The organism is Nostoc sp. (genome assembly GCF_054880495.1).
This window is the reverse complement of sequence record NZ_JBTYKD010000319.1, coordinates 38,722-58,538: the sequence shown is the minus strand read 5'-3', so window position 1 is coordinate 58,538 and position 19,817 is coordinate 38,722. Positions and strand designations below refer to the sequence as shown.

The window sequence follows — 19,817 nt, the reverse complement described above, 5'->3', positions numbered from 1 at the left end:
TTAGCCATTTTGAATATTGCGATCGCCTCTTATAAACCTGTACCAATTGATCTGTCTGAAATTTAAAAGGCTCAAATCCTTACTGTTCCACGTTGGCTTAACCAATACGCCAGATGACCAGATACAGTAGTTTTACCAGCGCCTCCCTTCTGGTTTGTTAACCCAATAATCATAATTCTTTTAAAAGTCTTGCTCAATTTACTATTGCGCTTGTATCTGTCGCAATTAATTTTCACTATTTAGCAGCAATCGTATCAGTTTTTTAATTACATGAGTTGTTTATTAATTCCGAAATTGCCAATGCCCTGGTAGTAGTCACTATCAGAGTGCTGATAATTAACTTTTATAAATAACTAGGGGAATATAGCCCAACAATTGCCCGGTCATAACGACTGGGTTTTTTGGTGGAGATAATGCAGAGCGTAGTTTACCGCCGCTCTCCTCGCTCCTTCTGGACTTAAATACAAAGGCGATCCAGTGGGCGATCGCCTTTTCCTCTAAGAAATCAGCCTTGGATTTTGTATACTGTCACACAAAGCAGCGAGGAGAGCGATTACGCACGGGAAATCCACTCTTAGAGGTACTGCCCCTCAATAATCTGTGTTATCAGCACAGCGCCTCACTTTTCGGCTTCAGGTGGAAGGTGGAAGATGGAGGAATCGAACCCCTGGGTGTTACCCCACCCCGGTTTTCTAGACCGGTTGCCGACCATTTAGCGGCATCTTCCATATAAACAAGGGGTATCTGAGGAGGCTTGAACTCCCTAATGACTGGTTCCACAAACCAGCGCCGCGACCACTTTGGCTTCAGACACCATCAGTGGATTCGGTGAGGCTTGAACCTACGCACTTCTGCTTAAGAGGCAGCTGCTCTGCCAACTGAGCTAACAGCCCGTTTTTGCTTGGTGGGTCGCCCAGGGGTTGAACCTGGATGAATCCGCTTAAAAGGCGGCTGCATACCCGCTCTGCCAACGACCCAATTTAATACCCTTGGTGGGAGTTGAACCCACAAAATCTGGTTTCTAAGACCAGCACGTTTGCCAGTTTCGTCACAAGGGCAAATGGTCGGGATGGTAGGATTTGAACCTACGACTCCTTGTCCCCAAAACAAGGCTTCTAGACCACTGAATTACATCCCGATATCTGGTACTCCTGACGGAAGTTGAACCCGTACACAGACTGTTTTTGAGACAGCCGCCTCTTCCAGTTGGGCTACAGGAGTATACATAGGCTGGGAAGGAAGGAATCGAACCCTCAAACTTCGCATTCAAAGTGCGACGGCTTTGCCTGTTTGCCTACTTCCCAATAAATGGCTGCCCCAGCAAGAGTCGAACTTGCAACCTCGCGGTTAACAGCCGCTTGCTCTGCCATTGAGCTATGGGGCAATGTGCCAGTCCCCCAGATCGGAATCGAACCGACGACCTCTGATTTTTCAGACCAGCGCTCTCTACCAAAACTGAGCTACCAGGGGATAAGGCGAGAACGGAGAGACTTGAACTCTCAATCTTCAGTTTCGTAATCTGAGATGTTATCCAGTTACACCACGTTCTCAAAGGCGGAGAGAGAGGGAGTTGAACCCACAGTGGACTTACATCCACGACTGTTTAGCAAACAGCTTGCCCTGCCAATAGCAATCTCTCCATAATGGGCCGGATAGGATTTGAACCTACGAGGCACATAGGCATCCGTTTTACAGACGGCTTCCTTCAACCGGACTTGGATACCGACCCATGAGGCAGTGCCGACGGGGATTGAACCCGCAATCTCCTGCTTGAAAGACAGGTGGCTTTACCAATTTGCCTACGGCACCAAGAGTGAGATTTCTACCACGTGCAAGTTTGAGAAGCTGTTTTTAACAGCCTCCAGGTTTGGTTTGGCGGAGACTGTAGGAGTCGAACCTACTTCGGTTTTTAGACCGATTAACCAGTTTGTAAGCTTCTTATGTTGGGGTACGCAGTAGAACGCAGAGACGCTTGTTTTGAACCCAGACCAAAGGTTTTGGAGACCCTTATGCTGCCGTTACACTATCCCTGCAATTTGGTCGCAGTGGCGAGAGTCGAACTCGCATATACCAAGTTATGAGCTTGGGGCTTTGCCGTTAAGCTACACTGCAATGTTTGGAGTCCAGGGCGAGAGTCGTTCGCGTTAGCGTTCCCGAAGGGTACTCGCACAGTCGGTTTTGCAGACCAACACCCTACCATTAGGCGACCTGGACATACTACGAGGACGACAGGAATCGAACCTGTGACCACTTGCCTCGGAAACAAGCGCTCTTTCCGACTGAGCTACATCCTCATTTGGAAGCCTTGACGGGAGTTGCACCCGCTTTTCCGTGCTTGAGAGGCACAGCGACTTGTCTATTTGTCCACAAGGCTACACGGGAATGGTGGGATTTGAACCCACGGTCTTTCGCTCGACAGGCGACTGCTTTAAACCGGACTAAGCTACACCCCCACGTTGGATGGCAATTATTTAGTTTTCATGGTTCAGAAGTGTTTGCACTATGCCTTTTTGAGAGGCTGTAGTGCATCACTACATTTATACTACACAATGTATTACAAGATGTCAAGGGCATACTACAAACTTTTTGAAAGAACTGAGAGGGCAGTGTTACGTAATCGAGCTTATTGCCCTCTCTGACTAGGTTTGAAGTTAATTACTCGTTCTCACTCAGGCGTTGTGCGTTCCAAAACTGTTCGGCAAACGCAATTGCTGGGTGAATTGGAGCTTTAGGCTTGCTTTTGAGTACCATTCCAGCTTCATGCGGTAAGCGATCGCTCTTGATTGAATTACACTTCTCACACGCAGTTACAACGTTGTCCCAACTGTGCTGCCCACCTTTTGAGCGGGGTATTACATGGTCAAGGGTCAGATGCTTGGTGCTACCGCAGTATTGGCAGGTGTGGTTGTCTCGCTTGAGTACCTCACGCCGATTTACAGGTGGTATTTTCCAATGCCGTTCGGGATTACCAACGGTCAAGCGAATATGTTCGGGAACTTGTAGTACAACACTAGGTGTAGTGACCTGCAATGCTAATCGCTCAGACCTGCAATCAAGACATTTACAAACCAGGATTATTTGCAACTATAATTGCGCTTCAGCCAGGATTAATTGCAACTGAGCCAGGATTAATTGCAACCAGCCTGCAATCATCGGTTTGAGCCAGGATTATTTGCAACTAACGGAAAGTCCCGTCAAACGGTAGTTTGACAGTTGGCTGCAAAAACGCTCTGACTTACAAACAAAATTATTGAAATTTCAGCCAGGATTAACTGCAACTATAAAGGTAAAAGAAACGACCGTTTTCTTGACTATTGCCACCAAAACTCAACAACCCCTGAAACCTGCTCAAGTTTAGTAACGAAACTCGGTAATTAAATCTAAGTCAACATACGCTATGGAGTAACGAGTATATTAACTCGCTAACTGGGTTTAAAAGGATGTTGATAGGCTATGCCCGAATTTCAACAGACGACCAAAATCTGAACCTGCAAATGGATGCCTTGCAGCAAGCGGGCTGTGAGAAGATTTACTCTGACCGTATAAGTGGTGCAAAAGCCGCCAGAGCAGGACTGTCCCTAGCATTAGAGGTAGCGCGGACTGGTGATGTCCTCATAGTATGGCGACTGGATCGCTTGGGTAGGTCGCTCAAAGACCTGATTGAGATCATGTCCATATTAGATGAAAGGGGAATTGGACTCTCTAGCCTGCAAGAATCCATAACAACCACAAATAAGAGTGGCAGATTGATTTTCCATCTGTTCGGTGCATTGGCGGAATTTGAACGCAACTTAATCCGCGAACGCACAACTGCTGGACTTGTAGCAGCGCGCTCGCGCGGTCATAGGGGAGGCAGACCAAAAGCCCTTGACCCCGCTAAACGTCAATTAGCAGTAAAGCTTTATACCGATGGACAACACACAATTATGGAAATTTGTAGACTGATGGGGATTTCCAAACCAACGCTCTACAACTACATTGCAGAGATAAACACCTAACATGGCACATAAGCAAATCCCGATAGAGGCACTAATTAATTTACGCCAACGTCTCGACGGGTTGCCTAGTCGTTGCCAAGAACGTCGAATTCTTATTGAAGAAACAGCATCTTTGTATGGTGTGTCAACAGATACTCTGTATCGGGCTTTACGTAATTCATCACGCCCTAAATCCATCAACCGCTCAGATAGTGGAACACCTCGAAAGCTATCACTCTCGGAAATGGAACTTTACTGTGAAATCATTGCGGCGATGAAAATCCGCACCAGCAATAAGAAAGGGCGACACCTCTCCACTGCACGGGCGATTGAATTACTGGAAGGTTTTGGGATGGATACACCAAGTGGTTTTATCCAACCTTGTTCGGGTACATTGACTAAAAGTACTGTCAACTATTACTTGAAAGCGTGGGGGTATGACAATGAACGCATGACCCGGCAACCTCCGGCAGTGCGTTTTCAAGCAGAATACAGCAACGAATGTTGGCATTTCGACCTGAGCCAGTCTGATTTGAAACACGTCAAGCAGTCATTATGCGTGGAACCGGTTAAAGGAAATCCACTGCTGATGCTTTATAGCGTCGTTGATGATCGTAGCGGCGTATGTTATCAAGAATACCACTGCGTCTATGGAGAAGATGTAGAAGCGGCATTGCGTTTCTTATTTAATGCAATGACCGCGAAAACAACTGATGGATTTCCCTTCCAAGGAATTCCAGAGATGATTTATACAGACAACGGGCCTATTGCCAAAAGTCAGGTATTTCAAAATGTCATGGACTGCCTCAGAATCAAGCTAGTCACCCATATGCCTGCGGGTAAAGATGGTCGTCGGGTGACAGCTCGCTCCAAAGGCAAGGTGGAAAGACCATTTCGGACAGTCAAGGAAGCTCACGAAACTCTGTATCACTTTCACGAACCAGAAAACGACGTAGAGGCTAACCTTTGGCTGCGCCAGTATTTGTTGCATTACAACGATAAACCACACCGAGAATCACCACATTCGCGGATAGAAGATTGGCTGCGTCATCTCCCCAAGTCAGGCTTACGCTCAATGTGCAGTTGGGAGCGATTCTGTAACTTTGCCCGGGAACCGCAACGTAGAAAAGTTGGTTCCGATGCCAGAGTATCAGTTGAAGGCATAGCTTACGAGGTAGAGCCAGACTTGGCTGGTGAAACCGTTGTCCTTTGGTGGGGTTTATTTGACAACGAGTTATACGTTGAGTTTAGCGATCGCCGCTACGGGCCATTTTACCCGGTTGATGGGCCCATCCCACTACATCGCTATCGCAAACACAAGAAAACTAAAACCGAAGAACGGGCAGACCGAATTGCGGATTTGGCTAAAAAGTTGGGCTTGCCAAAGACAGCCTTAGATAAAAATGCCGATCTCCAATTTCTAGTGGACAAGTATAAAGATATTGAGCCGACTGTCACACCTTTCAACGACCCAGATCCGTTCCAAGAATTTACATATCCCAGCATAATATTCGCAAAATTGGCGATTTCGGATTATTTGGCTTTGCCGTTGGCTAAATTATCTCCTGAACAAATGGCGTTTATTAATGCACTGCTAACTGAAACCCTCAACAAAAAGGTGATTATTGACCGGGTAAGGCAGTATTTCCACAAACCGAAAGGAGGGGAACAAAATGCTCACTGAGGTTATGGAACACTTTAGTTTGGTGAAGGAGTTTCCCAAGGCAGGATATTACGAGACTGAACACCAAAAACAAATGTTCAAGGATATTAACGCCGCCATCCATTCTGGGAAGTTGGTTGCCATTACGGGAATTATCGGGTGTGGGAAGACAACGACTTTACGACGTTTGTTTGGCGTTTTGGAGCAAGAAGGTAAAATCACGGTCTCAAAGTCGCTGTCTGTGGATAAAGACCGAGCGACGCTACCCACTCTGATTGCTGCCTTATTCTACGATTTATCCACAGATAAGGAAATTAGAATCCCGAAAGACGGCGAAAAACGGGAACGGGAATTGCGCGATCTGATTAGAAAAGGTAAAAAGCCGGTGGCGCTGTTTGTTGATGAGGCTCATGACCTACACTACAGTACGCTGACGGGACTTAAACGTTTAATCGAGGTAGTTGAAGACGGTGGTGGCACACTTTCGGTGGTTCTGGCTGGTCATCCCAAACTGAAAAATGATTTGCGCCGTCCCACGATGGAGGAAATTGGGTATCGGGCAACGGTTTTCTCTTTGGAGGGTATTGTCGGCAATCAACGAGAATATATTCAGTGGCTGGTATCAGAATGTACTGGGTCTGATACTCCCATCAGTGACATATTGGATGCTGAGGCTATTGAATTACTGGCTGCGCGGTTGAGGACTCCACTACAAATCGAACAACATTTGACACTAGCTTTGGAGGCGGCGTACCGAGTTGCAGTCAAGCCTGTGACTGCGGTGATTATTGAGTCGGTGCTGTCGAAGCTTCTTGACGATTTGGAACCGACTCTCACCCGACATGGTTATAACATAAGGGACTTGGCGGAACAGTTCAATGCCAAACCGGCTGAAATTAAGTTGTTATTTCGTGGTCAACTTGATCCAATGCGTGCGCGTGAGTTGCAGGAGCAAATGTTGGCTGCGGGGCTGCCACTTTGAGCAAATTGAATCGCAATAAAAACTGAAGTATTTATAGTTGCAAATAATCCTGGCTCAAACCGATGATTGCAGGCTGGTTGCATTTAATCCTGGCTCAGTTGCAATTAATCCTGGCTGACACGTAATTATAGTTGCATTTAATCCTGGTTTGTAAATGTCTTGATTGCAGGTCTGAGCGATTAGCATTGCAGGTCACTACACATAGGACAGTACATAAATGCAAATTGTCAAAATAAACATCAACCAATCAAAACCTCGGCAAGACTGTACCCGTGCCTGCGTCTTTTTTTGTGCGGACATAAGCCTTGGTTGTATCGGTTTTACTATGCCCCAACTGGTTTTGCACCTCAAAAACATTTTTATGCTCGACTGCTCTTGTCGCGTGAGAATGCCGCAACCAGTGACATGAAAACTTCACCTTCGCCACCTCGGAGATATCTTGAATTAACCTTTTAATTGCCCGATCGCTCAACGGCAAACCCCGCTTTTTCGGGTCAGGCGACATATTTGCAAACACGGGCATCTTATCACTAGCCATCCCCCGATACTTTTTGAAAACGAGCGAAGTCTGATGGTCTAACCCAATCTCGCGGTACTTGCCACCTTTGCCTCGGAACTTAATCGTATAGTATCCCCGGTTTCTATCCTCTGGTGTCGCGTCGGGATACCACTGGAAATTATGCCAATATAACCCCGGATAATCTTCTCTCGGTTTAAAAGGTACATCACCTGGAACCGTCACCCGACCAACTTCACCAACCCGCATCCCACTATAAAAAAGTAGAGAGAACACCAACCAATGCTGCCCCCCTAACTGTTTGGCAGCATCAGCTAGCTTCGTCATCTCCCAATCTTCTAGATATCGCTCAGATTTAGGTAAATCACTAAAATTATCGTAATTTATACTACTTGCAATATTCCGCAAGAAATAGCCACAATTCTCAGCCGAACCGTAACTCCAGAGCGATCGCAATATCAGCACTCGGTTACTTTTAGTATAAGGGGAAACCTCACCCCAGGAAGCAATAAATTCTAGTAACAATGGTTGCTGTAGCAATCTTAAATCGGGTATACCTGATTTACGTACCCAATCAAGCAATTTTTGACCAAATTGATAGTATTTTCGTTTAGTTTGTTCGCGGTTTTGACTACCCGCCCAAGCCAAAATTAACTCCTCATCATTACCCACCGCAGGCGTGCGGTAATAATATTGCCGAATTACCTCCGACACCAACTCCGGCGTAACTTGAGGATTAGTGTTTTTAATTACACTTGGTTGGGGAGTAGTAGACAGAATTTCGACCTGCGCCACCTCAATATTAGTAACATCCATCTGGTCTTTAGGGTTACGCGACCATAAACATATAGCTTCCTGGAAGTGTCGTTTCAGGAAGCTTTTATATTCTACGACAGCGCCGTGAATATACTGTCGGCACTCTTCATCAATAATTCCAACAGCCTGCACAACGTAGCAAGCTAAAGTGCGGGGTGAAAGCCCAAAACACGGCGGACGATTCCCGAACGGGTTTGTGCTTGAATCACCAATCCCTGATATGTTGATAGCATTGCTATCTACTTGATATCGATAGCTGTTGCTATCAATTGCGATATCACTATGCCTGACGAGAACAAACCCAGCGAGATGATCCGTGTACCCACTCCCCTGATTCCAGCAGTTAGGGAGTTATCCCGGCTGCACCGACAAGGACGAACAAGCGAGTTGCTTCACTCTTTGGATGAATTAATACTGGCGTTGGACAGTAACAGTAGAAGCGCCAACTCTATGAATCAAACGATATTAGCTATTTGCTCACGACTTGATAACCTAGAGTTACAGTTGTCAGGCGAATCTAATAGCAAAGAAACACCCTCAATCCATAATCTCGCCGATTTAGAACAAAAAATTGAGGAGATGACAGCCCGGATGGCACAATTCGCCGAGGCGATTATTAAAATTCAAAATCATCTCAACAATCAACCGAGGCGGCAGAATAAATCGTACTACAACAATTCATATTATCAAGGGCAAACTCCTCGAATCCAACCGCTAACGGAAGAAAGTTTAGCTTCAAGACTTGGTGTAAGTGTAGAAACTGTACGCAAGGAGCGAAATAACCTACAACCACCGCTTTTTGTGGCATGGTGCAAGCGCAAGGATGCATCAGGTATAGGGTGGGAGTTTAATCAGGATACGGGACTGTATCATCCGGTAAGTTAAACGCTCTTTGAACAACTTTATCTTAATAAAGTGGGAGAAAAAGACTACACCATAATTCCCTTTCTTATCTTTGTAAACTCATCTCCAAACAGGATGCAAATAAAGGGATGTATGTTTGACATAGATATTAGTATTTCTGTTGATTTTGGTTATGAATAATGTGTAAATTTTCGGATTATTTAATTGTATTAATTTTCGCTTTTTTAGTTAATAAATTATGCATTATTAATTAATGGATGTATTTATTTGATATTGGGGGGCATGGGTGTATCAGTTATCTGATGAGGAGATTTATCAAGAAGTCGGTAAGATAGTTGCAAGTTTTGACATTCTTGAATGTTACGAGTGCGCTAATGCTGTAATGGAATGGTTGGTGGAAAATGGCATTAAGGGGAAGATTCTCAGACTGAAAACTAAATACCGGGATGAAGATTATATTCTCAGTGACAGACTACTGCGTCAGGGAATAGATGATTCGATTACAATTAATGGTAAGCATTACGGTGTGTTTGTTAGAGGCAAAGTCTTTGATAATCTCTCATCTGAGGGAATGTTTAGAGAGGATTGGATAAAAGATTTCCACTGTCCAAGCGAAAAATTTGAAATTAAAGAGTTTGATTTTTCATAAAATCAAGCTTTTTCATAAATAAATAGGAGATAAATATGAGCGGCGGATTGTTTGAGATTTTAGATAAAATTAAAGCGAGACCTGGGATGTATATCGGTACGGCTTCTATAAGTGACTTATTTATGTTTTTAGTTGGTTATAAAACTGCCAGAAGAGAATTGAGTATTGAATTAACTCAATCAGAAGCTGAATTTTATGAGGAGTTTCATAATTTCGTAGAAAGAAAATATAAACTGCATACCTCAAATTCTTGGGCTAAGATAATTATGCTCTACTGTCACGACGATAAAGCAGGGTTTGAGAAGTTCTTTCAACTGCTCTCTGAGTTTAAAAAACGGGACAAGAGTTTAGATGGAGATGATTTTGATCAAATGGCAAGACAAGAAAGTAAAAAAGAAAATGTTGAAATTATTACTCACGGTTAGTCTTAACTTACTTTCTGTCAAGTGATTTAGTTAACATAAGTAACATGAACACTTGTACCGCTGCTTGCCATTGCGCTAACCCTGCCTGCTCCGGAGTGCTACCACACCGCAATGGAAGTACGAAATTCGACAAGTAATTGCTTTTCTATGACTAGCACCAATTCAGAAATTGTTGAGCAGCTAAAACGTGCATCCGATGGTTTACTGTTCATGAGTGAGTCGGAATATCCATTTGAGGTTTTTCTTTGGGAAGGTATTTCACCTGCAACACCTGAAAAAGTTGTACAACAGACACATCATTCACAAGATACACCCGTTGAAATCGTGGGGGTTGACGACTTTTTCAAAGTAGCTACGACTCCTGAAGATTGGCACGGCGAAGAGGAGAAAGCAAGCGTCAACAAATTTCAAGCTCTTGTGCAAACACTTAAAGAAAACCTGAGCAATTTGCAGGTGTATCGCCTTGGACACAAAGAGGTTGATGTTTATATTGTGTGCATACTGATTTTTGACCATAAGGTAATTATCAGGCGTAAGCTTTGTTGGAGTTGCGCTGCTGGGATTTCCCAGGAGTAAATGCACGCTTATTGATGGGGAAAGTTCGGTGTTAGGTGGCACTTGGGATTGCGCTGGCGAACACCCAATCACAAGCGCAACCAAAGCCGCTACACCCCAAAAACGACGGTTTGGCATAAATTTCTGGACTTTTAAAGATTTATTTCACTTCAGCATTTCCGATTGTATTTTCAGACTGCCACTTAGTTTTGCCTTACTGCAAGACTTACAGTCGTTGATGGGTGGCTGCCGAGATACCTGCAATTTGAAAAATGGACTAGGTATCGTGACCCAGGCTCGCTTTGTTGGCGATTTAATGAAGATGATCGGTTATGATTGACAGCAAATTAATAAGTTACGAAGAATACTTGTTCAGTAATTCCTGTGCCATATTTCGATGTCGCTCAACTAGCTCAGGAGGAGCGATAAACTGCACATTGCCCATGAATCGACAAGCCCAATAACAAAACTCCGAAAGCGAACGCCTCGGCAAATCCACACTGTATTCTAAATACTCTGGATTGCCATCTTTTGCATTTTTTTCTAATGAAATTTCTTGCTTTAAATGGCGCTTCTCGCCTTCTTGAATAAAAGCCATCGCTTCTCCAAAAAATCGAACAATCACCTTTACAAAAGGTAATTTACCTTGTCGCTCTAGCTGCTGTTCGAGGCTTGTTCCTAGATAATGTCCCCATCCGGCTTTCAGGAGTTTATGTCCTATCTGCAAACTTTTCCACTGCTTTTCTTTTCCTCGACCTGAAGCATCTATTAGCTTGAATTCATCGCTAAATCTATCTAGTCTGGACATTGCCAAATGACCAGTTTGGTAATCTTCATGAAGGAGATACCATGCAATTTCTGAATAAACAAGTTGTAGAGGATAAACTGTTATGAAATGCTTATTATTGCTGTGATAGGGGTTGCGGCAACGATATATTTCAATCACTTGACCTTTAATAATTGCTGTTTCTAATTCCTCAAGTAACTCAAATAATGTGCCTCTGTATTTGCTTTGAGACATCATTTCTTCCGGGTTTGTATAGACAATTGGGCGGTCAATATAAGTTCGTACTGGGTAAAATAGTTTCTCTCCTAGTCCCAATCCCCGTAGCCGTTTCTCTAAAACTTGATAAATTTGGCTGATTTGTGGGTCTTGTTGATACTTTGCTTGAGAAAACAGCGCATTTAAGACGACTTGTAGCTCCTCTCGATTCAATGCACCACAACCCAAGTAGTATCCCTGTCGATAAGTATGTTGGTCAAGGATGGAGTAGCGACGTAGGGTCTTAATATCCTTGCGAATAGTGTGTTCTGAATAGAAGGGTATGTTGATGCCAACTTCTTTTGCAACGTCTTGAAGACAAACCAAAACTTCTTGCAACGCATTGTGATGTTTTCCAGAGTGGTCTTCTGGTGAGTCAAAGTACCCTACGCCGGGATATTTAACCAAGGTGGCAATTAGCAACATCAGCCGTTCAAAGGCTTGGGTGTCGGAATACGAATGTATCGTGCCTGTACTGCTCATATAACTGCTGTCAAATATTAGAAAGTATTCTTTCTAAACAACTTAAGAGGCTTGAAAGCTATATACCGTCTAATTTTGCAAAATTTTTACTTTTCAGTTAAAAATATCGTGAATTTTTAGCAGCCAGCATAATTGAGGGTCTAATATGTTACAAATTCACACATCAAATTGAACATATGCAGCAGTGTCCTGCCTGTCACCACAAGCTCCCCACTCGTGAAGACCTCTTCTACTGTCCGAAGTGTCGGATACAACTACACTGCAAGAACAAGGATTGCAAAGCGCCATTGGAAATCGATGCAAATGGTTGTGTTGTATGTGGTACGCCGATTAGTGAAGCTGGCATCACTACAAATACCAGCCCCCAAACTCACCATATCAATGGCGTCGGTAATGCTCCCATCAACACCATAGAGTTTGTTGAAGCTAGTAAAAGCTATTCACGCTCGTTTAAGGCTGCACTAACAAATGAGGTAGGAACTAGCATAGGTAGTGCTTTAATAACAGCAATTGGAGAAGGTACCTTAATCGTAAGTTCTGGAAACGATCGCGCTAAACGGCAAAATATTCACCCAGTCGAAACACAGCAACTCCCTTTGTTTGAATTGAATCAGAGTCATGATGAGGCTCTAGTTGATGTCTCAAGTCAACATACTCTCGCTTCGGCTGAATTCAGAGCGGATGCAGAAAAATTACGGCAAATCTTTCGTTATAACGGCGAACAATTACGTCTGATGGAAACTCGACTAAAAGCTAATGGTAAGTTAGACGCTGCACGCCGCCTGACTTACCTCTTTTTGTATGCACATGAACTGGAGGGACGATCTGAGATTCCACGGCTAGTCCTCAATGAAGAACTAAAGAAAGCTGGAGTGCACAATCCCCATGCAGTTTCCTGGATTAGCAACAGTTCCGACCTATTCCGTGAAGACGACAAAGTTGGACTGCAAAAATCAGGTCGAGAGGAGGCTCAGAAAATCCTTATGGAAGTCCTTGATTCCAACATCCCGAATAAATGGACTTTAAACACAGGTGGAGGGACACGAGGATCAAAATCCAACACTAAAGGAGATGAAAATACAGATGATTCTCCCAAAAATGGTAGTCGGCAAAATAATAAGTTCTCTAAGACTGTAGAGGCATGGGTTACGGCATGGAAGACTCTACCTCCTTCTATTGATGGATTTTCTGCTATCAAAGACCGCTCAATCTCAGACAAAGGAATTTTTGCTTTGTGGGCAGTGGGGAAGGTGACCTGCGATCCTGAGCAGGTGGTCTCCAGCTATATGCTCAAGCAATTTTTGTACCTTGCATTTGGTGTCAAAGTGTATGAGAGTAATCTTGAGCGGAGCCTGCAAGATATCGCCGGAAAAGGATCTGTAATAAAAGTTCAACGTGGGTTCAAACTGCTGCCAGCTGGTATCAGTGAAGCTGAAAAAATGGCAGACAGCTGGTATCAGTGAAGCTGAAAACCACAACTTAAATTCACATCTCTGAGTTTATGTAAGTTTAATTTAATACTCATTAAGTAATTTGTAGACTTTTAGGAGATTGAGTTGCCATGCAATTGCATGACATTGTAAATCATATAGAAGACTTCGCCGCTTGGTCACACGTTCAGAAAATTCGATTCTTTGCTTGGTATTTGCATTTGTATCGTAACCAGGAGCGTTTTAAGCAAGCCGATATTAGAGCTTGCTATGAAGAGCTTTATCTGGAGAAGCCGTCCAATGTCAGCCCCTATCTCGCCCAGTTACGGGAGCGAAAGCCTAAAGAAGTTGTTCAGGATAAGCGAGGTTATTATCTAGTTCGACAAGTTAGAGAAAAATTGGATCAAGAGTATGGTCAACGTCAAACATCTATTCAAGTTGACCAACTCCTTACGGAGTTACCAGATAAAGTATCTGATTTAGCAGAGCAGGTTTTTTTGCAAGAGGCGATCGCCTGTTTTCGCTGTGGTGCTTTTCGTGCAGCAATTGTTATGTCCTGGAATTTAGCTTTTGATCATCTGTGTAAATATGTGATGAAATCGCATCTTGTTGCATTCAATACGCAACTTTCAATCAAATCTCCAAAGCCTCGTGTTACAACAATAATCACAAAAGATGACTTCAGCGAATTGAAGGAATCTGAAGTGATTGAGGTTTGTAAATCTGCCAGAATAATTTCAGGCAACCTTCACAAAATCTTACGGGAGAAATTAAATCGCCGTAATATGGCTGCTCATCCCTCAAATGTAGTTATCTCAAGGCTTCAAGCTGAGGATTTTATAAATGATTTAGTTAGTAATGTAGTGATCAAGTTAGTTTAGTAATTATTTATCCTTCTTGTTGATTTAACCAAGTTTCTAAATCAGCAACACTAGAAAAGTCTAGTAATGCTTCTCCTAGATTCTCTAATTTTTCAATCGATAATCCTTGAACTCGCTCGATTAATGATGCATTAATTTCCCCAATACGGCGATTGAGTAAGCGTAGAACTAGACGTTGTTCTCCTTGTTTATTTCCGAACTGTATAGCTTGTTCTCTGTCTCTTTGATAAAGTGGTTCTAATCGCATAATTAACTCCCTATCATCTGCTTCTAATTCTTGATTTACTCTCAAGTTTTCGCGCAAGTTGTAAACTAATTCGAGTGTTGCTTTCTGGTATGGATGATTTAATGGTAACGCTTGCAACTCAACAATGGCTTGTGACTGCACACTTCCTCTACCCAAAAGCCTTAACCACAAAGTCTCCGGTGTTTGCGGTAGTTGGTGTATCGCCACAATTGCTGTCCGCAAGGCATCTGGCAGAAAATGTACTCCCGATAACCAACCTTCTTTTTGAATAGTTCTAAAGCTAGACAATCTAGTTTCAGATACGGTAGGTGTAAGAACCCACAACTTGGGAATTTCTGAGTCCTGAAGTTTGGTTTTATTTGCTTTAGCTTCTCGTCGCACGAGAGCCTTTACTTCTAATAATTTTAGAATACAGTCGCATATTTCATCGGTAGAAGCTGGATTGCGAAATGGTTCTATTATTGCAGGATGTTCAGCAAATCTTCCTAGCAAACCCAGTACTTGTAAATTAGAGTTTTGCTGTTTAGAAGGAGTAAACAAAACATCTATTTCTTTAATCTCTCCTGAAACTTTTTCCGATGGCTTGACTTCTCCGTAATTTTTTAGTAATTCTTCCAGATAATCCTTGGCAAATTTGTCATGTATAAAGCGCGTCATTCAATTTTAATATTGGAGATTTTTTTATCACAATTAATAATTTTATTATATATGTGCTGCAATTAAATAACTAAATTATCAATTAATTTATCCATTGCTGCTAATTAAAATTGAATTGATGGTGGAGATATAGGTCAAATATTTATTGTTGGATTATCTACTACTTATAAGTTGGATTTGTGTTGGTGCTTGAGTGAAGTTTTGGATTGGTATTGGATACTGTAATCTCGATATGTCAATACTTTTGGGTATGTAGGTTGGTTTTGGATGTGTTGGGTAAGAGTGCATATATTCCCCAAAAAGTGCAATTTATCCAACCCAACCAACAGTCCAACCTAATCGACTAATCTGTAACTATCTTCACCTGTAGAAATGACTTTCTCTTTTTGTACAAGTAGGTTGAGTTCGTCGCGGATTTGTGCTTCCGATACGCCCTTGAATTTACTACCTGCATTCTGTTTAATTTGACGTGGAGTCTTTGCACCTTTACCCTTGAGATAATCAACCAGTTTGGTTTGAATCTCGGTTAGTTTGATGTCTGGGCTTGCTTGATTGTCATCACTAGCATTTTCATCAACACGATGATTGGTTGTTTGATTAAGCGGACTATTTATACTAGTCGTGGGTACATCAATATCGAATTCCAGCCTGAGTAGATTATCAAGATATTCCGGACTAACTGTATCAAGTTGAATGGCTGGTTTTATTCCTGGTTTATAACTGGTGATATCTGGTAGAATATCTAGCTGCATCGGGTCAACTGAGATAAATATTAGCGGTTGTCCTAGTTGCTTGGATTGTGATTTTAGCTCGGTAAATCTTTCTTTTAATGAGGAACGCTTTTCTGCATCTTCTACAATCTTGGCATTAGTTATTAGGTTGTACAGCACGCCATAGCTATCGTTAACTGTGCCGTCTGCTTCAACGTTATAATTGCCCTGAGCGATGATGTAGAGGTTTTTTCTAATATTACTGTCACCTATACCCAAGGCAGCTAAATTAAACGATTGAGTGTCGATAATCAGGCAAACATTTAGTTCTCTACCGACTGTAATAATGGTGCTGATTTTCTTGAGGTAGGGCTGAAACCATGCTTCGTCCTTGCAAGTTTCGTAGATTGAATGCCAATCAGCTAGGATTAACCTGACTGGTTGATGATCAAATTCATGGCGGCGGTGTTCCGGTACTCGACGGCGTTGGTCGTAGCTGTTGTAAACTTGGTCAATGGCAGCCATCGCCAGTTGTGGTTCTAGGGGGTCAAATAAAAGTACCCGTCCTTTTTTGTCTAGCCCACAAAAACTGTCATTCTTTTGAGCGATCGCCCAGACATCAGCCTGGGGAAACCGTTTACTGAATCTGTTGAGCATATAGCTTTCAGTCACCGATTTACCAGCACCAGTGCCACCGACAATTAGGGTTGAGCGCTTTGCACCCAAGATGCGATTTAAGGGTTCTAGGGTAGGGCTTGCATCATTCCTAGAAGTCTGATTTTGGGTTGTTTCAGAAATTTCACCCCCTGTATTTTCACTTTCTAAGCGTGCTTCTTTATCCCCCGAACCTTCTACTTTGTCGCTGGGGTCAACGGTTCCTTGTAAAGTTTGGCTTCCTTGCAGGTATGGGGTTTTCTGAGACTTGAGAAAGTTGATGTACTCCTGCTTCTGTTGCTCACTCATCCCAGCAGTTTCTGCTTCAAACACCGCGTCGTTAGCTGACATCTGGGTGATTTTGATTTCGGTTTCGCCCAAGATTTCAGCTTTTTGGATGTCTACCGTGTGGTCGTTGGCTATCAGTTCTAGGTCAGCCTGCAATTCCACCTGCTTGACTGCGACAGAGCGATAATCATCTAGTAATTCTGACTGTGCCTTGAGTTCAGCCCGTGCATAGTCCCGTTTCTCTGCTACAGTCTGGAAATTGGCTAGCTGGCGTTCTGTGTCTTGCAAGTGCCTGAGCATCCACCCCGCAGTGGCAAACCCAACGAATGCACCCAATGCCCACAGGGGTTTGTGGGGGTTAGTAGCTTTGACCAAACCCTTGGGTGAAATACCCTCATTGGGTACAACAACCGTGGGCATCCCGTCTTTCTGCCACTGCTGCCAATGCCATAAGGTCATGCGGTAGGGTCGTTTGTTATTATCGACACACCGTAGTCCTTGGTGGGGAGTGCGAATGCAAAAGTAAATGCGATCGCTCGCTTCCAGAGTCCACGAAGCCGCGGCACAGGTTACGCCGATGGTGAGAGAAACCCCAATGGCTGCAATCTTCCTATCAAAAGGCAGTTGTCCAAACCACTGCATGAAACTGGACTGCTGCTGACGAGCTAATTGCTCGTGTTGGGGGGTCAAGTAGCTCATCTTCTCCCCCTACTACCACTGGTAATGTAAACAACCAAAACAGCGATAACTACTGCAATCCCTACTCCCGTTGTCCAATTTGATTTGTTGGTAGGTGGTGCATACATCTGTTGGATTTCGCTTTGTGCCACAGATTTAGATTTACTTGCTTCCCACCATTCGCCCACAGGTTCTGATAGGGAACACAGCAGAGCAAGGGAGGCACTACAGCCCGTCATTATATTGGTTACTTGTCTCCCCTTCTCCCCTACTGCCGTTGCGGTGAAGTACAAATGTGCTACACCCAACGCCAAAAGCAGACCAACTGGGTGGACTTGGAGCAGGTGGAAGGTAAAAATCACGGCGGAGTTGAGGGATGCTCCAGCCACAATCTCGCATAGATTACCTGCTCGTCGAAATGTCCGTTGTCGGTTGTTTTCTGGTACGGGTGGGGGTTGTGTGTTGGTTTGTTGGGATTTCTGTTGTTGTGGTTGTACCAGCCCCATATACTCAAAAGGGCTGGTGTTAGTCGGTTTATCTTCAGGCTGACGTGCCAACACGACTAATTCCTCCCCTTAGCGCTTACCTAAGCCATCCCAGAAGTTCGTCCACCAATTTCCAAAACCGCGAACTGTGCCACTTGCTGATACGGAACTAGCTGGAGCGCCGCTGGAAGCAACTGATACTGGTATCGTTTCCGGTTGCTCTTGGTGGGGGTTCAGCGCCCTGGAGCCGTATCGGGCACGGGCAAGTAATTCCTGCCTTCTAGCCCTCAACCCCTCCTGGATGGTTTGACGTTGTTCGCTTACTTGGTGGCGACTTTCGATGGAGGAAATCTTGTTTTCATGCCGCCACAGTTCAGCCTGCAAGTCTTGGTGTAGTTGCGTGGCTATCTCGGTTAGTGCATTCTTCCGCTTTTGCTCAATCCGCAGCAAGTCAGCCCTATCCTGGGCATCAACCTTCTGCATCTCAGTATCAAATTCGGCGTTTATTTTCCTGATTTTGGCGATCGCGTTCGCAACCTTCGAGCCGAACTGTTTCCTTAGTTCCGTCCATGTCACCTGACCATCTGCCAGCTTCTGCATCGCCTCCAAATACTTTGAGGCGTTTTCCAGAAAGGGGTCGAGGTACTGCGCGAGTTGGTCGGCATTTTGCGCCATGTCAGCAAACTGCTCTAGCTTGCTGACATCGGAGAGATAAGCCAGAATATCAGCGTCTACACCACCCCAGGCGAGGGATTTTTCGTCGATGTGGGAGCTGTGCCCCATTGCTGGGTTCTTGATTCCAAAATCCATAAGTCCTCCTAGAAATTGCCCCAGGTCAACACCTGGGACGTTGCTTAATGACTATTAATGTCTAGTCAAAATCTTTCTGGTATTGCCCCAACGGATTTGGGCAGTCAGCGCTTCGATTAGCCCTTCTACCTCGTCTTCAGCAATGCCCTCAAGAATGGCGATCGCTTCACGGATATTGCTCTGACATTTTTCTGAGTAACCCTGCAATGTTTCATGAGCAGCGTGTTCCAGGGTGTACTTTCCTAATTCAGCAACTTCGATGTGAAACAGGTAGTAAGTCAGTGTAGCTCTCAAGGCAAGTTTCTCAGTATGGTCTAAGGAGTCTAATTGTGACCCGAAGCGTTCAACAAGGCGGTCAATTTGGTCAGTCTGGGTGAAATAAGTTACTGGTTTTGTCATGATGGTTAATGTCCTAAATCTCATTACTGGGATTTATGAAGGCAGGAGGAGTGACACCTGAGATTCGCAGTCCGTAGTGTCACTCTCCTTTAAATGCTTTGGCTGCACATTCCATGCACTGGCTGACTGCCATCTTTGCGTCACCCAAGGTTACATCCACGGAAGGAATATAGTCATCGACAATGGCTTTAAACTCTACACTGGCGATGATTTCGCCCAACCACTGCTCGATTTGGTTGAGTTTGGCGATTTGGTCTATTGTCATGCTGCCTCCTCGTATAAATCGCCCAAGTCTGCGTCAAACTCAAAGTTGTCTGGTTCTGGAACAGATGCTTTAAGTGTTGGAGCATCCGTCGCCTGTTGGTTCAATCCAACAACTCTGCCGCCAGGAACCCAACTCATCAGCCAACTAAACAGTTTGGTGAATGGTATCTGTTTCGCCATCGACTGCGCCAACTTGTGTTCGTAAATAATGGCGTTTGTCAGTGTGGTTAACTCAGCACTGGTAACTAAAGATGCTGGTTTGTCTAACACCCTCTGTGCATGTGACTTGAGATATTCCTCAATGTGTGGCTCTAGGCGCACTCGCTTGTTCTCAGCCATAA

22 protein-coding genes, 17 tRNA genes and 1 pseudogene are annotated in these 19,817 nt (G+C 44.0%); 11 read left to right on the top strand and 29 right to left on the bottom strand.

The genetic code is table 11. The features are described 5' to 3' along the window. Nucleotides 1-71: 71 nt before the first annotated feature. The 20 genes and pseudogenes from ACYTXL_RS27990 to ACYTXL_RS27895 all read right to left on the bottom strand — a co-directional run. Nucleotides 72-173 (bottom strand): nucleotide-binding protein, encoded by a 102-nt coding sequence (locus ACYTXL_RS27990; protein WP_461898674.1) that lies wholly within the window; start codon nucleotides 171-173, stop codon nucleotides 72-74. A gap of 433 nt (nucleotides 174-606) precedes the next feature. Further along, on the bottom strand, nucleotides 607-780 hold the full coding sequence (locus ACYTXL_RS27985; protein WP_461921620.1) for a hypothetical protein: 174 nt from the start codon (nucleotides 778-780) through the stop codon (nucleotides 607-609). A 122-nt stretch (nucleotides 781-902) separates the two neighbouring features. Next, nucleotides 903-977: transfer RNA gene (locus tag ACYTXL_RS27980), tRNA-Lys, on the bottom strand. A gap of 7 nt (nucleotides 978-984) precedes the next feature. Further along, a tRNA-Leu gene (locus tag ACYTXL_RS27975) sits at nucleotides 985-1,058 on the bottom strand. A 3-nt stretch (nucleotides 1,059-1,061) separates the two neighbouring features. Beyond that, nucleotides 1,062-1,138: transfer RNA gene (locus ACYTXL_RS27970), tRNA-Pro, on the bottom strand. 5 nt (nucleotides 1,139-1,143) lie between these two features. Further along, a tRNA-Leu gene (locus tag ACYTXL_RS27965) sits at nucleotides 1,144-1,221 on the bottom strand. Nucleotides 1,222-1,230: 9 nt separating this feature from the next. After that, nucleotides 1,231-1,304, bottom strand: a tRNA-Gln gene (locus ACYTXL_RS27960). A gap of 5 nt (nucleotides 1,305-1,309) precedes the next feature. After that, nucleotides 1,310-1,384: transfer RNA gene (locus tag ACYTXL_RS27955), tRNA-Asn, on the bottom strand. 9 nt (nucleotides 1,385-1,393) lie between these two features. Beyond that, nucleotides 1,394-1,470, bottom strand: a tRNA-Phe gene (locus ACYTXL_RS27950). Between the two features lie 6 nt (nucleotides 1,471-1,476). Continuing rightward, nucleotides 1,477-1,550 (bottom strand) — tRNA-Arg (locus ACYTXL_RS27945). 5 nt (nucleotides 1,551-1,555) lie between these two features. Then, a tRNA-Ser gene (locus tag ACYTXL_RS27940) sits at nucleotides 1,556-1,640 on the bottom strand. 4 nt (nucleotides 1,641-1,644) lie between these two features. Beyond that, nucleotides 1,645-1,729, bottom strand: a tRNA-Tyr gene (locus ACYTXL_RS27935). 6 nt (nucleotides 1,730-1,735) lie between these two features. Continuing rightward, nucleotides 1,736-1,809 (bottom strand) — tRNA-Glu (locus ACYTXL_RS27930). Nucleotides 1,810-1,873: 64 nt separating this feature from the next. Beyond that, nucleotides 1,874-2,029, bottom strand: a tRNA-Trp gene (locus ACYTXL_RS27925). Nucleotides 2,030-2,037: 8 nt separating this feature from the next. After that, a tRNA-Ile gene (locus ACYTXL_RS27920) sits at nucleotides 2,038-2,112 on the bottom strand. 5 nt (nucleotides 2,113-2,117) lie between these two features. Then, nucleotides 2,118-2,214 (bottom strand) — tRNA-Cys (locus tag ACYTXL_RS27915). Between the two features lie 6 nt (nucleotides 2,215-2,220). Next, a tRNA-Arg gene (locus ACYTXL_RS27910) sits at nucleotides 2,221-2,294 on the bottom strand. Between the two features lie 3 nt (nucleotides 2,295-2,297). Further along, nucleotides 2,298-2,374 (bottom strand) — tRNA-Glu (locus ACYTXL_RS27905). A gap of 3 nt (nucleotides 2,375-2,377) precedes the next feature. Beyond that, a tRNA-Asp gene (locus ACYTXL_RS27900) sits at nucleotides 2,378-2,453 on the bottom strand. Nucleotides 2,454-2,655: 202 nt separating this feature from the next. Continuing rightward, nucleotides 2,656-3,027: pseudogene (locus ACYTXL_RS27895) on the bottom strand (HNH endonuclease); the annotation flags it as partial. A gap of 2 nt (nucleotides 3,028-3,029) precedes the next feature. On the opposite strand from ACYTXL_RS27895, the gene ACYTXL_RS27890 reads away from it, so the two are divergent. The 4 genes from ACYTXL_RS27890 to ACYTXL_RS27875 all read left to right on the top strand — a co-directional run bounded on the left by ACYTXL_RS27890 (nucleotide 3,030) and on the right by ACYTXL_RS27875 (nucleotide 6,622). Then, complete coding sequence (locus ACYTXL_RS27890) at nucleotides 3,030-3,161, top strand: hypothetical protein (RefSeq protein WP_461927501.1); 132 nt, start codon at nucleotides 3,030-3,032, stop codon at nucleotides 3,159-3,161. 279 nt (nucleotides 3,162-3,440) lie between these two features. Next, nucleotides 3,441-3,998 (top strand): recombinase family protein, encoded by a 558-nt coding sequence (locus ACYTXL_RS27885; protein ID WP_461921621.1) that lies wholly within the window; start codon nucleotides 3,441-3,443, stop codon nucleotides 3,996-3,998. A gap of 16 nt (nucleotides 3,999-4,014) precedes the next feature. Continuing rightward, on the top strand, nucleotides 4,015-5,661 hold the full coding sequence (locus ACYTXL_RS27880; RefSeq protein ID WP_461921629.1) for a transposase family protein: 1,647 nt from the start codon (nucleotides 4,015-4,017) through the stop codon (nucleotides 5,659-5,661). Further along, nucleotides 5,651-6,622, top strand: coding sequence for an ExeA family protein (locus ACYTXL_RS27875; protein WP_461921622.1), 972 nt, complete (start codon nucleotides 5,651-5,653; stop codon nucleotides 6,620-6,622). The genes ACYTXL_RS27880 and ACYTXL_RS27875 overlap by 11 nt, the downstream gene beginning before the upstream one ends. Before the next feature lie 247 nt (nucleotides 6,623-6,869). On the opposite strand, the gene ACYTXL_RS27870 is transcribed toward ACYTXL_RS27875, so the two are convergent. Continuing rightward, a complete protein-coding gene (locus tag ACYTXL_RS27870; RefSeq protein WP_461921623.1) occupies nucleotides 6,870-8,087 on the bottom strand; it encodes a tyrosine-type recombinase/integrase in 1,218 nt (405 codons plus the stop codon). Nucleotides 8,088-8,237: 150 nt separating this feature from the next. Between ACYTXL_RS27870 and ACYTXL_RS27865 the strand changes: the two genes are divergently transcribed. From ACYTXL_RS27865 to ACYTXL_RS27845, 5 genes are all read left to right on the top strand, one after another. Beyond that, complete coding sequence (locus ACYTXL_RS27865) at nucleotides 8,238-8,840, top strand: hypothetical protein (RefSeq protein WP_461921624.1); 603 nt, start codon at nucleotides 8,238-8,240, stop codon at nucleotides 8,838-8,840. A 265-nt stretch (nucleotides 8,841-9,105) separates the two neighbouring features. After that, entirely contained in the window at nucleotides 9,106-9,468 is a 363-nt protein-coding gene (locus ACYTXL_RS27860; RefSeq protein WP_461921625.1) for a papain fold toxin domain-containing protein, read from the top strand. A 35-nt stretch (nucleotides 9,469-9,503) separates the two neighbouring features. Further along, entirely contained in the window at nucleotides 9,504-9,893 is a 390-nt protein-coding gene (locus ACYTXL_RS27855; protein ID WP_461921626.1) for a hypothetical protein, read from the top strand. Between the two features lie 147 nt (nucleotides 9,894-10,040). Beyond that, nucleotides 10,041-10,469, top strand: a complete 429-nt coding sequence (locus tag ACYTXL_RS27850) for a nuclease A inhibitor family protein (protein WP_461921627.1) — start codon at nucleotides 10,041-10,043, stop codon at nucleotides 10,467-10,469. A 28-nt stretch (nucleotides 10,470-10,497) separates the two neighbouring features. Then, nucleotides 10,498-10,788: a hypothetical protein gene (locus ACYTXL_RS27845; RefSeq protein ID WP_461921628.1), complete on the top strand. Its 291-nt coding sequence runs from the start codon at nucleotides 10,498-10,500 to the stop codon at nucleotides 10,786-10,788. A gap of 15 nt (nucleotides 10,789-10,803) precedes the next feature. On the opposite strand, the gene ACYTXL_RS27840 is transcribed toward ACYTXL_RS27845, so the two are convergent. After that, the gene (locus ACYTXL_RS27840; RefSeq protein WP_461927500.1) at nucleotides 10,804-11,973 is read right to left on the bottom strand and encodes a helix-turn-helix transcriptional regulator; all 1,170 of its coding nucleotides are present in this window, start codon (nucleotides 11,971-11,973) and stop codon (nucleotides 10,804-10,806) included. Between the two features lie 287 nt (nucleotides 11,974-12,260). Between ACYTXL_RS27840 and ACYTXL_RS27835 the strand changes: the two genes are divergently transcribed. Both ACYTXL_RS27835 and ACYTXL_RS27830 read left to right on the top strand, forming a co-directional pair. Then, nucleotides 12,261-13,436: a hypothetical protein gene (locus ACYTXL_RS27835; RefSeq protein ID WP_461898691.1), complete on the top strand. Its 1,176-nt coding sequence runs from the start codon at nucleotides 12,261-12,263 to the stop codon at nucleotides 13,434-13,436. 98 nt (nucleotides 13,437-13,534) lie between these two features. Then, a complete protein-coding gene (locus tag ACYTXL_RS27830; RefSeq protein WP_461898692.1) occupies nucleotides 13,535-14,284 on the top strand; it encodes a hypothetical protein in 750 nt (249 codons plus the stop codon). 7 nt (nucleotides 14,285-14,291) lie between these two features. On the opposite strand, the gene ACYTXL_RS27825 is transcribed toward ACYTXL_RS27830, so the two are convergent. From ACYTXL_RS27825 to ACYTXL_RS27795, 7 genes are all read right to left on the bottom strand, one after another. Then, complete coding sequence (locus ACYTXL_RS27825; protein WP_461921590.1) at nucleotides 14,292-15,188, bottom strand: DUF4351 domain-containing protein; 897 nt, start codon at nucleotides 15,186-15,188, stop codon at nucleotides 14,292-14,294. A gap of 335 nt (nucleotides 15,189-15,523) precedes the next feature. After that, nucleotides 15,524-17,539 (bottom strand): hypothetical protein, encoded by a 2,016-nt coding sequence (locus ACYTXL_RS27820; protein ID WP_461921589.1) that lies wholly within the window; start codon nucleotides 17,537-17,539, stop codon nucleotides 15,524-15,526. Beyond that, nucleotides 17,536-18,078 carry a hypothetical protein gene (locus ACYTXL_RS27815; protein ID WP_461921588.1) on the bottom strand — a complete coding sequence of 181 codons (543 nt, stop codon included), beginning with the start codon at nucleotides 18,076-18,078 and terminating at the stop codon, nucleotides 17,536-17,538. The genes ACYTXL_RS27820 and ACYTXL_RS27815 overlap by 4 nt, the downstream gene beginning before the upstream one ends. A gap of 15 nt (nucleotides 18,079-18,093) precedes the next feature. Beyond that, nucleotides 18,094-18,786, bottom strand: coding sequence for a GumC domain-containing protein (locus ACYTXL_RS27810; protein WP_265277652.1), 693 nt, complete (start codon nucleotides 18,784-18,786; stop codon nucleotides 18,094-18,096). Nucleotides 18,787-18,867: 81 nt separating this feature from the next. Further along, a complete protein-coding gene (locus tag ACYTXL_RS27805; RefSeq protein ID WP_461921587.1) occupies nucleotides 18,868-19,212 on the bottom strand; it encodes a hypothetical protein in 345 nt (114 codons plus the stop codon). Nucleotides 19,213-19,291: 79 nt separating this feature from the next. Further along, nucleotides 19,292-19,477: a hypothetical protein gene (locus ACYTXL_RS27800; protein WP_461921586.1), complete on the bottom strand. Its 186-nt coding sequence runs from the start codon at nucleotides 19,475-19,477 to the stop codon at nucleotides 19,292-19,294. Next, nucleotides 19,474-19,815 carry a hypothetical protein gene (locus ACYTXL_RS27795; protein ID WP_461921585.1) on the bottom strand — a complete coding sequence of 114 codons (342 nt, stop codon included), beginning with the start codon at nucleotides 19,813-19,815 and terminating at the stop codon, nucleotides 19,474-19,476. The genes ACYTXL_RS27800 and ACYTXL_RS27795 overlap by 4 nt, the downstream gene beginning before the upstream one ends. Nucleotides 19,816-19,817 lie beyond the last annotated feature (2 nt).

Coding starts and splice junctions, on each gene's coding strand:
- ACYTXL_RS27825 (WP_461921590.1), bottom strand. CDS start 15,188: ATGACGCGCTTTATACATGACAAATTTGCCAAGGATTATCTGGAAGAA.
- ACYTXL_RS27800 (WP_461921586.1), bottom strand. CDS start 19,477: ATGACAATAGACCAAATCGCCAAACTCAACCAAATCGAGCAGTGGTTG.
- ACYTXL_RS27810 (WP_265277652.1), bottom strand. CDS start 18,786: ATGGGGCACAGCTCCCACATCGACGAAAAATCCCTCGCCTGGGGTGGT.
- ACYTXL_RS27805 (WP_461921587.1), bottom strand. CDS start 19,212: ATGACAAAACCAGTAACTTATTTCACCCAGACTGACCAAATTGACCGC.
- ACYTXL_RS27865 (WP_461921624.1), top strand. CDS start 8,238: ATGCCTGACGAGAACAAACCCAGCGAGATGATCCGTGTACCCACTCCC.
- ACYTXL_RS27830 (WP_461898692.1), top strand. CDS start 13,535: ATGCAATTGCATGACATTGTAAATCATATAGAAGACTTCGCCGCTTGG.
- ACYTXL_RS27885 (WP_461921621.1), top strand. CDS start 3,441: ATGTTGATAGGCTATGCCCGAATTTCAACAGACGACCAAAATCTGAAC.
- ACYTXL_RS27795 (WP_461921585.1), bottom strand. CDS start 19,815: ATGGCTGAGAACAAGCGAGTGCGCCTAGAGCCACACATTGAGGAATAT.
- ACYTXL_RS27820 (WP_461921589.1), bottom strand. CDS start 17,539: ATGAGCTACTTGACCCCCCAACACGAGCAATTAGCTCGTCAGCAGCAG.
- ACYTXL_RS27875 (WP_461921622.1), top strand. CDS start 5,651: ATGCTCACTGAGGTTATGGAACACTTTAGTTTGGTGAAGGAGTTTCCC.
- ACYTXL_RS27990 (WP_461898674.1), bottom strand. CDS start 173: ATGATTATTGGGTTAACAAACCAGAAGGGAGGCGCTGGTAAAACTACT.
- ACYTXL_RS27850 (WP_461921627.1), top strand. CDS start 10,041: ATGACTAGCACCAATTCAGAAATTGTTGAGCAGCTAAAACGTGCATCC.
- ACYTXL_RS27890 (WP_461927501.1), top strand. CDS start 3,030: ATGCTAATCGCTCAGACCTGCAATCAAGACATTTACAAACCAGGATTA.
- ACYTXL_RS27840 (WP_461927500.1), bottom strand. CDS start 11,973: ATGAGCAGTACAGGCACGATACATTCGTATTCCGACACCCAAGCCTTT.
- ACYTXL_RS27855 (WP_461921626.1), top strand. CDS start 9,504: ATGAGCGGCGGATTGTTTGAGATTTTAGATAAAATTAAAGCGAGACCT.